This is a genomic window from Bacillus sp. SIMBA_031, assembly GCF_046535225.1.
In the GTDB taxonomy this organism is placed as follows: Bacteria; Bacillota; Bacilli; order Bacillales; family Bacillaceae; genus Bacillus; species Bacillus velezensis.
The window spans coordinates 1,152,255-1,165,646 of record NZ_JAWRXC010000001.1 but is presented as its reverse complement, the minus strand read 5'-3'; the positions used below and the strand labels follow the sequence as shown (position 1 = coordinate 1,165,646).

Sequence of the window (13,392 nt, the reverse complement as noted above, 5' to 3'; positions counted from 1 at the left end):
AAATGAAAAAATGGCGGAAATTAAGGTACCTGAATTAGCAGAATCAATCTCAGAAGGAACGATAGCCCAATGGTTAAAGCAGCCCGGTGATTATGTAGAACAGGGTGAGTACTTGCTTGAACTGGAGACGGACAAAGTAAATGTTGAATTGACAGCAGAAGAATCGGGTGTTCTAAAAGAGGTATTGAAAGATTCGGGTGATACCGTCCAAGTAGGAGAAATTATCGGTACCATTACAGAAGGCGCTGGCGAAAGTTCTGCACCCGCCCCTTCAGAAAGTGCTCCAGCCAATGAACAAACGAAAGAGGAAGCAAAAGCTGAACCTGCTGCACAAGAAGTCAGCCAGGAAGCACAATCAGAAGCGAAATCCAGAACGGTAGCGTCTCCGGCTGCACGCAAGCTGGCAAGGGAAAAAGGGATTGATCTATCACAAATTCCGACGGGAGACCCGCTCGGCCGCGTGCGCAAACAAGATGTGGAAGCTTATGAAAAACCGGCTTCAAAACCTGCGGCACAGCCGAAACAGCAGGCTCAAAAAACACAGCAAAGCTTTGACAAACCTGTCGAAGTGCAAAAAATGTCCCGCCGCAGACAGACGATCGCGAAACGATTGGTTGAAGTGCAGCAGACTTCTGCGATGCTGACTACATTTAACGAAGTTGACATGACGGCTGTTATGAATCTAAGAAAACGCCGCAAAGACCAATTCCTTGAGCAAAACGATGTAAAACTCGGTTTCATGTCGTTCTTTACAAAAGCCGTCGTGGCTGCATTGAAAAAATTCCCGCTCCTTAACGCTGAAATTCAAGGCGATGAGCTGATCGTGAAAAAATTCTATGACATCGGTATCGCTGTCGCGGCTGAAGAAGGGCTTGTCGTCCCAGTCGTGCGTGACGCTGACCGCCTGACGTTTGCCGGCATTGAAAGAGAGATCGGCGAACTTGCGAAAAAAGCGCGAAACAATAAATTAACCTTAGGTGAGCTGCAAGGAGGCTCCTTCACGATTACAAACGGAGGTACATTCGGATCGCTTATGTCAACACCGATCCTAAACAGCCCTCAGGTTGGGATCTTAGGTATGCACAAAATTCAGCTGCGCCCAGTAGCGATTGATGCGGAGCGCTCTGAAAACCGTCCGATGATGTACATCGCTTTATCATACGATCACAGAATCGTAGATGGTAAAGAAGCGGTCGGATTCCTTGTCACCATTAAAAACCTGCTTGAAGATCCGGAACAGCTGTTGCTGGAAGGATAATTTGAGACAGACAAAAAGTACACTGCCCTTACAAGCAGTGTACTTTTTTTATTGAGAGAAGGGGAGAATTTATATGAAAAGCTGTTATCCGCTTGAGATCGAATTTGAATATAATGAAGAATTGCATTCTATCACTCCGGTTCTTCTGCAAGACGAACATGACACGATATTAATAGACTGCGGATATCCCGGTTTTACAAACCATCTTCAACATGCTGCTGCCCGGCATGGAATGTCGCTTCATTCATTGACAAAAATCATTGTAACGCATCACGACATAGACCATATCGGCTCACTCGCTGCATTATACCGTTTGCATCCGGATGTCAGCGTGACAGTACATGAGCGTGAAGCGCCGTATATTGACGGCTCTAAAAAATCTTTACGGCTTGAGCAGGCTGAATCAACGTTTTGTTCATTGCCGGAGGATGCAAAGCCTTATGCAAAACAGTTCATCCGCTCGCTTCAATCAGTCGAATCGGCTCCAGTTCACCGGACAGTTACTGACGGCGAGCTGCTGCCTTGGTGCGGAGGCATTCGCGTTGTAGCCACGCCGGGTCATACACCCGGCCATATCAGTCTTTATCTGCCTGCTGAAAAAACAATGGTCACAGGTGATGCGGTCGTCATTGAAGACGGAAAGCTGAACCTTGCTAATCCCGGCTATACGTTACATATGGATGATGCGGTCCGTTCTGTGCAGCGGCTGCTCGATTACGATATCCGTCAATTGATTTGTTATCATGGAGGTTTATTTCAGGGGGATGTAAAAAAAGCGCTTTTGCGTCTGTTTCGTGATCTGCAGAATAAACAAGGATAGGAGCGGCAGCATCCTATCCTATCCTTGTTCAGTTATGAAAACGGAATCTTTGCCGTTTCTTCTTCTTTTTCGGCGCTGTTTTTCTCTTTTTTCTTAGACCAGTAGGTGGCAAGAACAGACCCCGACAGATTGTGCCATATGCTGAAAATTGCGCTCGGCACGGCTGACAAAGGGGAGAAATGCGCTGACGCAAGCGCTGCGCCCAGTCCGGAGTTTTGCATTCCGACTTCGATCGCAATCGCTTTTTGTGAAGCATAATCCATTTTGAACAGCTTTGCAGTCAGGAATCCTAACAAATATCCGATTCCGTTATGTAAGATGACGACAGACACAATCAGCAGTCCTGATTGAAGCAAATGCTCACGATTTACGCTGACGACAGAGGATACAATCGCTACGATGCCGATTACCGACACGAGAGGAAGCGCGTGCACGGCTTGTCCGACCTGTTTTTTGAAGAACAGCTTCACAATCACCCCGAGAACGATCGGCAAAAGCACGGCTTGCATTATGGAAACAAACAGTGAACCGAAAGAAACGGGGAGCCACTCTTTCGCAAACAGCATAATAAGTGCCGGCGTTACAATAGGAGCAAGCAATGTTGAGATCGTGGTGACCGCAACAGAAAGCGCCGTATTGCCTTTCGCCAAAAACGTCATGACGTTTGATGCTGTACCGCCCGGACAGCATCCGACCAGAATGACGCCCGCGGCGATTTCTGCGGGGAGGCGGAGCCCGATTGATAAACAGAAAGCCGTAAGCGGCATAATCGTAAACTGGCAAGCGACTCCGATCACGACATGCCAAGGCTTTCTGATTAATTCTTTAAAATCGTCTGCTTGAAGAGTTAGCCCCATCCCAAACATAATAATACCAAGGAAAATCGTCATATAAGAACTGATCCAAGAAAACAAATCAGGGTAGGCGAATCCTAAACCGGCAAAGACGATAACCCACAAGCCAAAGGTTTGGCCCGCAAACCCGCTTATTTTTTTCAGCCATTCCATAAACACAGCTCCTTTTACATTCAATCAATCAGTCAGAAAATATGACTGACTTTTCTGTATTCCATTATAAATAATTTTCTGAATAATTCAATATTAAATATAAGTTTTCAATAAAATTATTATGTAAACTAACATCTTCTTGACTATTCAGACATATATTCTTACAATTGATTTTTATACTGAAATGAATTGGGAGTGCTGAAGTGAAAGAAGCTAATCAATGGTCATCTAAGCTGGGATTTATTTTAGCTACGGCCGGCTCTGCAATCGGGCTCGGCGCAATATGGAAGTTCCCTTACGTAGCGGGAACCAGCGGAGGCGGCGCTTTTCTGCTTGTTTTTATTTTATTTACTGTTTTAATCGGACTGCCGCTTTTGCTTGCTGAATTTATTATCGGCAGAAAAACACAAAAAAACGCCGTTGAATCCTATAAGGCGCTCGCGCCGGGGAAAAAGTGGCACTGGATCGGATATCTCGGAATCATTACGTGTTTTATTCTATTATCCTTCTACAGCGTAGTGGGGGGATGGATATTAATCTACATTATAAAAGGCTTTACAGGCGGCTTATCGCTTTCTTCGGGATTTGATACGTTATTTATCGATACCATTTCAAATCCTTATGCAGCCGTTTTCGGCCAGCTGCTGTTTATCGTGCTGACGATTTTAGTTGTGGCAAAAGGGGTGAGCAGCGGAATCGAAAAGGTAAGCCAGGTGCTGATGCCGGCTCTGTTTATTCTGTTTATTCTTTTAATGATCCGCTCCGTTACGCTGCATGATGCAGCAAAAGGATTAAAATTCTTTTTTATGCCTGATTTTGGCGCGATGGATGCCAATACCATTTTATATGCGATGGGACAATCATTTTTCTCGTTAAGCGTCGGAGTGTCCGTAATGGTTACATACAGCGCATATTTAGAAAAAGAAGAAAATATTGTTCAATCCGCCGTATCGGTGACGGTATTAAATGTCCTTGTTGCTGTGATGGCGGGAGTGGCGATTTTTCCGGCGGTGTTTGCATTCGGCCTCAAGCCGGATCAAGGCCCGCAGCTGTTATTTAACGTGCTGCCGACCGTCTTTAACCAAATGCCGTTGGGCATCGTGTTTTTACTCGCCTTTTTGCTGCTGTTTTTATTTGCGACGCTGACATCGGCTTTTTCAATGCTTGAAATTTTAGTTGCTGTTTTGTCAAAAGGCGATTCAGCAAAACGGAAGCGGTATGCATGGATCGGGGGACTTGCTATATTTATTGTCGGGGTCCCTTCGGCGCTGTCGTACGGAATTTTGAGTGATGTTTCTATTTTTCACCGCAGTATTTTTGACGCTGCGGATTTTCTGGTCAGCAATGTCTTAATGCCGCTGGGCGCGCTTTTAATTGCCGTTTTCGTACCGCTGAAAATTCCGAAACAGATGCTGTTTGACGAACTGAAAAGCGGTTCCGGTATAAAACGAAAATGGTTTGCAGTCTGGCTCCTATTAATCCGTTATGTGGCTCCTGTAGCCATTATTATCGTTTTTCTGCACGTGCTTGGTATTTTTTAAACCAAAAGAAGCAGGCCCCCGTTCAAGACGGGGGCTTTTTTAATAAAGCGGCCATATCACGCGGTGCGCTTGTTCGAACCGTTTCTCCGCCTCCCGCCAATCAACGACATTCCACCATTGATCCACGTAAGCCGCGCGGTCGTTTTTATATTGTAAATAATAAGCGTGTTCCCACACATCCAGCGGAAGCAAAGGAATGACGTCCCACTGGCTGTAGAGCTGATGCTTCTCAGCGGCCAAAATCTCCAGCCGCCCGGCGCGCGGCGCCCAGACTAGGATAGCCCAGCCGACTCCTTCGACTTTTTTCGCCGCTTGAGAAAATTGCTCTTTAAAAGCGGAATAGCTTCCGAATGACACATCAATCATTTGAAAGAGCGCACCCGTCGGCCGTCTTTTTCCGTTTGGATTCATCGAAAACCAGAAAATACTGTGCAAATAATGGCCCGCGCCGTGAAACGCCAATTGCCGCTCCCAATGCGCCACTAAGTCGTACTGTTTCGTCTGTCTCGCTTTTTTGAGCTCCAGTTCTGCTTTATTCAGACCGTCAACATAGCTCTGATGGTGTTTGGTATGGTGGAGTTTCATAATCTCTCTTGAAATATACGGTTCCAGTGCGGAATAACTGTAAGGCAGTTTAGGGAGGACATGCTTGCCGATCGGCACATAAGCTCTGCGCTCATCCGGCTCTTCGGGTTCAGTAATGTCCCGGTAAAGTGCCGATGCCTGTTCATACCATTCCGCCTCCGTTAATCCATCATCCTGAAGGGTGTGAAAAATCCGGTCGATTTGTGCCGCGAAGCGATCGAACCGACCTTGCTGAATGACTTGTTCCTTCAAGGTTTCACACCAATTCAGCATCTCGGTTTGATAAGCGTGCCGTTTCATTTTTCTTCCTCCTTTTCACTCACTTTCATAAAAGTGCTGAGCGCAAGCAAAGAAAACACATACGGGTAGCTGTGATACCTGATGTAAAACTGCTTCGGCAGGCCGATTCCGGTCGGATAGCTGAAAGCGGCGCCTTCGTAATGCCGGTTTTCAATAAGAAAAGATATGCCTTTTGTGACGGCTTGATGATGAGTTTTTTCGTATTGCAGCAAAGCTTCGGCCGCCCAAGCCGTCTGTACAAGCGTCCCGTAAGAAAGCGGAACATAAGTTTTGACTTCTGCGCTTTTACAGGATTCCCCCCAGCTTCCGTCCTCGTTTTGAATGGATTTCAGCCAGCGGATCGCTTTTTTCACGGCCGGGTGGTTTTGGCTCACCCCGCAAGCCTTCATCCCTGTCAGCGCCGCCCATGTGCCGTAAATATAGCAGACACCCCATCTGCCGTACCACGATCCGTCCTCTTCTTGATGGCGGATCAGCCATTGGACGGCTTTTTCAATCTGAGGGTGATCAGAAGAAAGCCCCGCTTCTCCTAAACAGTGCAGCACCCGTCCGGTTAAGTCGCTTGTTGAAGGGTCGATGGCAGCTTCCTCAGCCGATTCCAGCGGCAGCAGGCGGACCAGCGGATGATTGACATTTTTCTCAAAAGCAGAGAAGCCGCCGTCACTGTTTTGCATGGACAAAAGCCAGCTCAGTCCGCGTTCCCATGAGGCGGGATAAAGTTTTCGCGGAATGGCTTTGAGCACTGCGGCTGTGTCATCACAATCAGGATTATTCGTATTAATGTTTGAAAAACCCCATCCTCCCGGTTCAGCATGCGGGTTGTGAACGGCCCAATCAGCGACTTTCGTCTGCTGCCGTTCACGCAGAAACCGGGCGGCGCAGGTTATCATCTGATCGTTATCTGAGATGCCGCTTTTCATAAGCGCATAGTTGAGAAGCGCCGTATCCCAAACGGTCGACGTTGAATTTTCCAGATACGGTATATTGCTGCACGACGTGAGCAAAGCTTTCGTGCCGGCAAGCGCTTTTCTGATAACGGGGGAGTGGCGCGATACACCGAGAGCGAGCAGGCCGTACACCATAAAAATAGTGGCACTCGCATAGCTGTATAATGTGCCGTCTTCTTCAATCCGGTCAAGCATATACGTTTTGGCCGTACGCAGACCGAGCTGGTGAAAAGCGGCAGGAATCTGCAAAAGCCGCTTCCAGTGCGCGAAAAGAGAAGAGAGGTCTCTGTTCTCATCCTGATCGGAACGAAGCCATGTAAACGGATTTTTAGTCATATGCCGATCTAAATGCGCGAGAGACGGAACATTGGGATTTTTCAGCGAAAATCTTTTGTTAAGCGTCACGGCCATCGGTACAAAATGAATACGGGCGTATGTACTGAACTGGTAAAAATGCAGCGGAAAGGATGGGGGAATGACTAAGAAAGATAATGGCAGATGCAGCGCGGGCCATGGATAAAGGCCGTTTGCCGCAAGCATCCACTTTGTCATGAAGTGTACGTTGCGCAAGCCGCCATTTGAGATGATAAAGCGTTCGGCCTGAATCATATGCGCCTCAGAACGGCTATATAAACCGGAAGCCAGCAAGCCGGCATAGCCCTGTACAGTAGCGGTCACATTTCCTTTCAGGTCATCAGGATAGTTGGCAAAAGTTCCGTCCGGGCGCTGTTTAGCGCGAATGCCTTCTGCAAGCTCAGCGATCAGTTCTTTATCATTGTCTCCAAGAGAAGTGAGGAGGAGGATCAGAAAGGCGTTTGTCAAAATCGGTCCTTCAAAACAAAATGACCATGAGCCGTCCGCATTTTGCGTTTCTCTTAATAGGGAGATGGTTTTCTTTTGGCGGCTTCTGACGTTTTCATGAATTGTGCTCACACTCGCTCAACTCCTTCAGAAGCATATATATTCATATGTAAAAGGCGGCATGACAAAAGAAAGAAACTGCTGACAGGCAGCAGTTTCTTGTTTGATTTAGTCTTCCAGATTGATCCAGACGCTTTTCACTTCTGTATAATTATTCAGCGCGTAAGAGCCCATTTCCCGCCCGAGGCCGGATTGCTTATAGCCGCCGAAAGGAGATGCAGCATCGAAAACATTGTAGCAGTTGACCCAAATGGTGCCGGCTTGGAGACGGTCAGCAATGTAATGGGCGTTTTTCACATTCTCAGTCCAAAGTCCGGCTGCAAGGCCGTATTCCGAGCGGTTCGCCCGCTCAATGACTTCATCTACCGTATCATACGGAATGGCTGCTAAAACAGGGCCGAAAATTTCTTCTTTTGCGATGGTCATGCTGTCATCCACATCCGCAAATACAGTCGGGGAGACAAAATACCCTTCTTCAAACGGGCAGCTGCCGCCCGCGACAGCTTTGGCTCCTTCCGCTTTTCCTTTTTCAATATATGAAAGCACGCGCTCATGCTGTTCCTGACTAACGAGCGGGCCGATTTGTGTATCTTGGTGAAGGCCGGCGCCTTGCTGAAGCGATTTCGCATATGAAACCATTTCACTGACGACCTCATCATATTTGTCTTTGTGAATGAAGACACGGGAGCCTGCGCAGCATACCTGCCCCTGATTAAACATGACCCCGTTTAAAGCGCCGGGAATCGCTTTCTTCAAATTGGCGTCAGGCAAAATGATGTTAGGTGACTTTCCGCCAAGTTCCAGTGTCACGCGTTTAATTTTTTTTGCGGCTTTTTCCATGATTTTTTTGCCGATTTCTGTAGAACCGGTAAAAGCGAGTTTATCGACATCGTCATGGTTGGTCAGCGCTTCTCCGGCCGTCTCGCCGAACCCTGGGACAATATTGATGACGCCGTCAGGGAAGCCCGCCTGATCTATTAATTCCGCTAAATAGAGGGCGGTCAGCGGTGTCTGTTCCGCCGGTTTCAAAACGATTGTGCAGCCTGTAGCAAGGGCGGCGCCCATTTTCCACATCGCCATAAGGAGCGGGAAGTTCCAAGGGATGATCTGTCCCACGACGCCGACAGGCTCATGGCGGGTGTAATTAAAATATGAGCCGGCGACCGGAATTGTTTGTCCGGTTATCTTTGTAGACCACCCGGCATAATAACGCATATGCTCAATTGCGAGCGGGATATCCCCATTTGTTGTTTCATTAATCGGTTTTCCGTTATCAAGTGTTTCAAGCTGCGCGAGTTCCGTTTTGTGCTCTTCCATTAAATCGGCAAGCTTATACATCAGCCTGCTTCTGGAAGCGGCCGGCATAGTGCGCCATTCGCCGTGATCAAAGGCTTTGCGTGCCGCTTTCACTGCACTGTCAATGTCTTCTGACTGTGCCTCGTAAAGCGTCATCAGCGTTTCTCCGGTTGCCGGATTCGGTGTGACAAATGTTGATCCTGAAGCGCTCGGAACAAATTTTCCGTCAATATAAAGTTTCTTCGTACCCTGTAAAAATGTTTCCAGCCTTTTTGTGATCTGCATCGTTAAAGAACTCATTCGTAACAAACCTCCCGAAATTTTTTTATGGTCTGTTTTGAGCATCTTGATGTCCGCGCGAAGTAAGCGCATACAGTCATTTTATAATAACATCTCCGGTAAAATCAATCGATAACCGTTATTGCAATTCACAAGAAAAAACGGCTACAATAAGTTTATCGATTAAGAAAAGGAGTTTTATAAATGATTCATAATAATTGGCAGACAAAAGAAAGCGCCAAAAAGGTCAAATGCGTACATACAGATGCGAAAAAATACATTGTCAAAAATGTGCTGACGCCGGGTAAAGAGTATGAAGTCAAAAATGAAACAGAAGAATTCATTTTTGTTGTAGACAATACAAACAAAGTCGGAGGCTTCTACAAAGAGTATTTTGAAGAAGTTTAAAGCTGAATGAATTTATTTTGCCTGAGCCATACTAAAAAAGACTACATATAAAGGGTGGCTGCAAAATGAAAAAAACAGAGCAAGACAAACAAAATAAAACATCAGATCAGCTTCAGCAAGTGCAACCTGAAGAAGGCACCGACACGACGATGGAACAAATTTCTGATACCTATAAAGAAGGAACAATTGAAGATACGGATCGTTGATGTTTTTGTTAAAACCGCGGCATTGGAGAAGCCGCGGTTTTTTATGGCGAAAATAAAAAACTGACTTTTCGAAAAAAATACCGTTTTCTTGAAACCTTTTCTTTCGCTGAACCGTACTACTTCATAACAGCGGCACCTTTCGCGAAGGGCTTTTTTGATGAACGTTCTAAAAATGTAATCTGTTCGTAATGGTTTAAATGCCGTCTATGTCGTATTCTTATATAGGGATAAAGAACTTATTTTTTTATGATTGTAATAAAACAATAGTATAGAAGCAGAAAGTGGGGTTCTTCATTGGGAATTTTTTCTGTCAGCAGATCAACCGACACAAAAAAGCTGGAGGCTTTGCTCGTTGAGGGAGAACGGATCGAAACGATTTATAAACTGCGGGTTGACCAAATATGCTTTACGAATAAACGAGTGATTTTCTTTGATAATAAAATGTTCTCCAAAAAGAAAGTGCGCGTATTTCTTCCATATAAAACAATTGAAAGCTTCGCCATTCAAGAAGCGGGGATGTTTGATCCCGATACCGGGCTTGTATTAATGACAAGGGGAAAAACTTTCGAATTGGAATTTGCAAAAGAAACGGACTTGACTGAGGTTCAAGCCATCTTAACAAAATACTTATGCAGTTAAATATCACATAAAAGCCATCCGAATGCATGCGGATGGCCTTTTTATTATATAATGCTTGTTTTTCCGGAGTTCGAATCAATGAGATCCGGATCAGCAATAGAACTGATGGGGATATAAATCGGCGCCAAATCACCATTTTCTTCACCGAATCCGTAGTTGATCTTATTGGATAAAAAATAATCGATTTGCTGATACGGGCCGATCGTAATGGAAGAACCGCGGTCGACTGCATTTACTTTAAAGCCTCCTACATTTACCAAAACCGGCGAAAACATCATAATGGGCCTCCTTTTCCGGCAGGGATTTTATCGCATGCAGACTCAAAGGTAGATGGAGAATCAATTTGATCCCGGTCATCCACTTTGCCGTTCGTGCCGATGAAGCCGCTTGCATCTCCGAAGTTCTGTCCGTATCCCTGATTCTTTTTATCAGAATTCTGCCATTCCGCCAGTAAATTTTGTCCGACATTAACCGCTGAAGCATTTTCAAAGGAATTAATTTTCAACATGAAAATATTAATATTGATATATGGAGTTGGTTGAACCACAGGCAAACCTCCTTTAATACAGGTGTATGCCGGCTGTTATGACCGTATGCTTAGATAGGGGGCGATAAAAATGGATTTCGATAAGATGAAGCAGTGGATGGAAATGGCGCAAAACATGTCCGGCGGCGACTTTTGGAAAAACGTTTTTGATGATGAACAACTGAAATCATTTCAAAACGGCCATTCTCATTTTCCCTTTCAACAGGGAGATGGGCAAATGAGAAGAAATGAGGATGCTTTTCCTCTTATAGATATTGTGGAAACCCATGATGAGCTCCAATTTTTACTGTATCTGCCCGGCTACCGGAAACAAGATGTTCAGCTGCTGTCCTACGGAGAATATATCGTCGTAAAAGGCACGAGAAAATCCTTTTTTAATGAACAGGATTTTAAACAGAAGACCGGAAAATACGGCGATTTTGAAAAAAAACTCGACCTACCGCATTCCGCTCAGGGGACGAAGGGAATGCAGGCGGTATTCAAAGACGGGATTTTATATATATCGATTGCTAAACATCTGGGGGATGCAAGCCAGATCATTATCGAAGGCTGATCTTGTTCGCGGTGCCATCTATCAGATCTGAATCATCGATACTCATGATAGGGATGACGACAACGGTGCAATCACCGTTTTGTTCACCGTACCCTTCATTTCTTTTATTGGCTGCTGTGTTTCTCACCATAACGGAAGAGCCGGCGTTAAAAGCTGCTCCGCCGCTGATTCCGTTCATTTTTATATACTCAAAGTTGATAACGGATGGAAAAAACATCATGATTCGCCTCCTTTTTGTATATCATGTTTATATATTCGCAATGCGGGACGCATAGAACTTTCCAAGAGTGACGGGGAAAGAAGTGATTTTCTTTGAAAAAAATAATGAAAGAGATTTTCAAAAAAGTGTGTGAAGAAGAATTAGACCGGCTTAAGAAAGTGGAACAACAGCTTGATGAGCTTCAGGATAAGTGTCATTTTGAGCCGCAAACGGTTGAAGGGGAAAAAACATATGTCCATATTGAGCACGTCAAAGTGGACAAGGTTGAATACAATATTGATTTTGAACAGCTGAGTATAGAAGAGCTGAGCGGTATGCTGAATATCGGCGCCACTTACCATACACCGGAGCACAGGCTCAAACAAGCCTGCGCTGAAGAATTTCGGGACAACCGGCAAAATGATGCTGCGAAAGAAAAAAGACAGACAAAGCAGCAGACACCCAATGTCACCATCAGGGGGAGAAAGCATTGACCTCCATTGTTTCATCCTCCTTTTTCGAGGGTATGTATTAACAGATGCAGCGAAGAATACAGACGAAAAAGGAGATGATGAATATGTCATTATCAAAAGAACAGCAGGACAGCCTTTACCATAAATTAATCGATTTAAAGGAAAGTCTTCAGGGAGAATCAAAAGAAAATCATTCAATGAGCGAAGACACAGGAGAACTATCGAACGGAGTAGATAATCACTTAGCTGATCACGGAAGCATTTATTTGGACAGGGTCACGAATCAGACGCTGGACGGTGTCGATCAGAATCTTTTAGATGAGGTGAACGCCGCGCTTGAACGAATGGAAAAAGGAACATACGGGATTTGCGAGAAAACGGGAAAAGAAATTCCTTATGAAAGACTTGAAGCCGTACCGTATGCAAGAATGACCGTCGAAGCGCAGCGAGAAACAGAAGGGGATGTGAAAACAGACGCTCCGTCATATGAAAGGGAATTTCACGAGCAGGTGAAAGACCTCTCAAATAAAGAAACCGTTGATCAAAAAAGCTCACAAACTTACGAAATCCTGGATCGCGAGCAGGATTCACAATAATAGCAGCAGGTACATTCATATGTACCTGTTTTTTTATTCCATAAAAAATCTCAGAATCGAAATAAAATCATTGACTTTATATAAAAAAGAAAGTAACATACTATTTGTAAGTAAATATTAAAAGATTACCGGGAGGAATTTAGAATGTCTCAAGTATTATTTGTAAAATCAAGTGATCGTACGGCTGAAGAAGGCGTATCCGTAAAATTATACGAAGCGTTTCTGGCTGCTTATAAAGAAAACAATCCGAATGATGAAGTGATCGAACTTGATCTTCATAAAGAAAACCTTCCTTACCTCGGAAGAGATATGATTAACGGAACATTCAAAGCTTCAAAAGGAATTGAAATGACAGACGAAGAGAAAAAACAAGCGTCAACTGCTGACATTTACTTAAATCAATTTGTCAAAGCTGACAAAGTCGTGTTTGCATTCCCGCTTTGGAACTTCACAGTGCCTGCTGTGCTTCATACTTATGTTGATTACCTGTCTCGCGCAGGAGTTACTTTCACATACACGCCTGAAGGACCAAAAGGTCTGATGGGAGATAAAAAAGTAGCGCTCTTAAACGCACGCGGCGGCGTATATTCTGAAGGACCGATGGCATCTCTTGAAATGTCATTAAACTTCATGAAAACCGTTCTCGGTTTCTGGGGTGTCCAAGATCTTCACACTGTTGTCGTTGAAGGCCATAATGCTGCACCGGATAACGCTCAAGCGATCATTGAAAAAGGACTGCAAGAAGCGAAAGATCTGGCTGCAAAATTCTAATTTCCATTAACTCTTGCGCCCCTATAGGGTGTGAGAGTTTTTTCTA

General features: G+C 45.0%; 17 protein-coding genes. 10 read left to right on the top strand and 7 right to left on the bottom strand.

The window, feature by feature from the left end; genetic code table 11:
* Positions 1-10: 10 nt before the first annotated feature.
* Both odhB and SB724_RS05230 read left to right on the top strand, forming a co-directional pair.
* On the top strand, positions 11-1,258 hold the full coding sequence (gene odhB / locus SB724_RS05235; protein ID WP_003153764.1) for a 2-oxoglutarate dehydrogenase complex dihydrolipoyllysine-residue succinyltransferase: 1,248 nt from the start codon (positions 11-13) through the stop codon (positions 1,256-1,258).
* Positions 1,259-1,331: 73 nt separating this feature from the next.
* Positions 1,332-2,078: an MBL fold metallo-hydrolase gene (locus SB724_RS05230; protein ID WP_007407973.1), complete on the top strand. Its 747-nt coding sequence runs from the start codon at positions 1,332-1,334 to the stop codon at positions 2,076-2,078.
* Positions 2,079-2,110: 32 nt separating this feature from the next.
* Here the strand turns inward: SB724_RS05230 and SB724_RS05225 are convergent, their stop codons facing one another.
* Positions 2,111-3,085 carry a bile acid:sodium symporter family transporter gene (locus SB724_RS05225; RefSeq protein WP_265971572.1) on the bottom strand — a complete coding sequence of 325 codons (975 nt, stop codon included), beginning with the start codon at positions 3,083-3,085 and terminating at the stop codon, positions 2,111-2,113.
* A 203-nt stretch (positions 3,086-3,288) separates the two neighbouring features.
* Here SB724_RS05225 and SB724_RS05220 point away from each other — a divergent pair, with 203 nt between their 5' ends.
* Positions 3,289-4,626: a sodium-dependent transporter gene (locus SB724_RS05220; protein WP_007407975.1), complete on the top strand. Its 1,338-nt coding sequence runs from the start codon at positions 3,289-3,291 to the stop codon at positions 4,624-4,626.
* 39 nt (positions 4,627-4,665) lie between these two features.
* Here the strand turns inward: SB724_RS05220 and SB724_RS05215 are convergent, their stop codons facing one another.
* The 3 genes from SB724_RS05215 to SB724_RS05205 all read right to left on the bottom strand — a co-directional run bounded on the left by SB724_RS05215 (position 4,666) and on the right by SB724_RS05205 (position 8,975).
* Complete coding sequence (locus SB724_RS05215; protein WP_007611962.1) at positions 4,666-5,511, bottom strand: superoxide dismutase; 846 nt, start codon at positions 5,509-5,511, stop codon at positions 4,666-4,668.
* Positions 5,508-7,391 carry a terpene cyclase/mutase family protein gene (locus SB724_RS05210; RefSeq protein WP_410570354.1) on the bottom strand — a complete coding sequence of 628 codons (1,884 nt, stop codon included), beginning with the start codon at positions 7,389-7,391 and terminating at the stop codon, positions 5,508-5,510. The genes SB724_RS05215 and SB724_RS05210 overlap by 4 nt, the downstream gene beginning before the upstream one ends.
* Before the next feature lie 96 nt (positions 7,392-7,487).
* A complete protein-coding gene (locus SB724_RS05205; protein WP_007611960.1) occupies positions 7,488-8,975 on the bottom strand; it encodes an aldehyde dehydrogenase family protein in 1,488 nt (495 codons plus the stop codon).
* A gap of 183 nt (positions 8,976-9,158) precedes the next feature.
* Here SB724_RS05205 and SB724_RS05200 point away from each other — a divergent pair, with 183 nt between their 5' ends.
* The 3 genes from SB724_RS05200 (at position 9,159) to SB724_RS05190 (ending at position 10,207) form a co-directional block, all read left to right on the top strand.
* Positions 9,159-9,362: a DUF6501 family protein gene (locus SB724_RS05200; protein WP_044802223.1), complete on the top strand. Its 204-nt coding sequence runs from the start codon at positions 9,159-9,161 to the stop codon at positions 9,360-9,362.
* Positions 9,363-9,427: 65 nt separating this feature from the next.
* Positions 9,428-9,568 (top strand): DUF4025 domain-containing protein, encoded by a 141-nt coding sequence (locus tag SB724_RS05195; RefSeq protein ID WP_003153781.1) that lies wholly within the window; start codon positions 9,428-9,430, stop codon positions 9,566-9,568.
* A 294-nt stretch (positions 9,569-9,862) separates the two neighbouring features.
* On the top strand, positions 9,863-10,207 hold the full coding sequence (locus SB724_RS05190; RefSeq protein WP_003153783.1) for a PH domain-containing protein: 345 nt from the start codon (positions 9,863-9,865) through the stop codon (positions 10,205-10,207).
* A gap of 44 nt (positions 10,208-10,251) precedes the next feature.
* On the opposite strand, the gene SB724_RS05185 is transcribed toward SB724_RS05190, so the two are convergent.
* Together SB724_RS05185 and SB724_RS05180 are read right to left on the bottom strand one after the other, a co-directional pair.
* A complete protein-coding gene (locus SB724_RS05185; RefSeq protein WP_003153785.1) occupies positions 10,252-10,485 on the bottom strand; it encodes a hypothetical protein in 234 nt (77 codons plus the stop codon).
* Complete coding sequence (locus SB724_RS05180; RefSeq protein WP_003153786.1) at positions 10,482-10,754, bottom strand: hypothetical protein; 273 nt, start codon at positions 10,752-10,754, stop codon at positions 10,482-10,484. Before SB724_RS05180 ends, SB724_RS05185 begins: the two co-directional genes overlap by 4 nt.
* Before the next feature lie 70 nt (positions 10,755-10,824).
* Between SB724_RS05180 and SB724_RS05175 the strand changes: the two genes are divergently transcribed.
* Positions 10,825-11,307: an Hsp20/alpha crystallin family protein gene (locus tag SB724_RS05175; protein ID WP_003153787.1), complete on the top strand. Its 483-nt coding sequence runs from the start codon at positions 10,825-10,827 to the stop codon at positions 11,305-11,307.
* Here the strand turns inward: SB724_RS05175 and SB724_RS05170 are convergent.
* Entirely contained in the window at positions 11,294-11,527 is a 234-nt protein-coding gene (locus tag SB724_RS05170; protein WP_174737570.1) for a hypothetical protein, read from the bottom strand. The genes SB724_RS05175 and SB724_RS05170 overlap by 14 nt on opposite strands.
* Before the next feature lie 92 nt (positions 11,528-11,619).
* Between SB724_RS05170 and gerPC the strand changes: the two genes are divergently transcribed.
* The 3 genes from gerPC to SB724_RS05155 all read left to right on the top strand — a co-directional run bounded on the left by gerPC (position 11,620) and on the right by SB724_RS05155 (position 13,346).
* Positions 11,620-12,000, top strand: coding sequence for a spore germination protein GerPC (gerPC, locus tag SB724_RS05165; RefSeq protein WP_410570351.1), 381 nt, complete (start codon positions 11,620-11,622; stop codon positions 11,998-12,000).
* Positions 12,001-12,083: 83 nt separating this feature from the next.
* Positions 12,084-12,575 carry a TraR/DksA family transcriptional regulator gene (locus SB724_RS05160; RefSeq protein ID WP_015417624.1) on the top strand — a complete coding sequence of 164 codons (492 nt, stop codon included), beginning with the start codon at positions 12,084-12,086 and terminating at the stop codon, positions 12,573-12,575.
* A gap of 144 nt (positions 12,576-12,719) precedes the next feature.
* Positions 12,720-13,346, top strand: coding sequence for an FMN-dependent NADH-azoreductase (locus tag SB724_RS05155; protein WP_003153791.1), 627 nt, complete (start codon positions 12,720-12,722; stop codon positions 13,344-13,346).
* Positions 13,347-13,392: the final 46 nt, after the last annotated feature.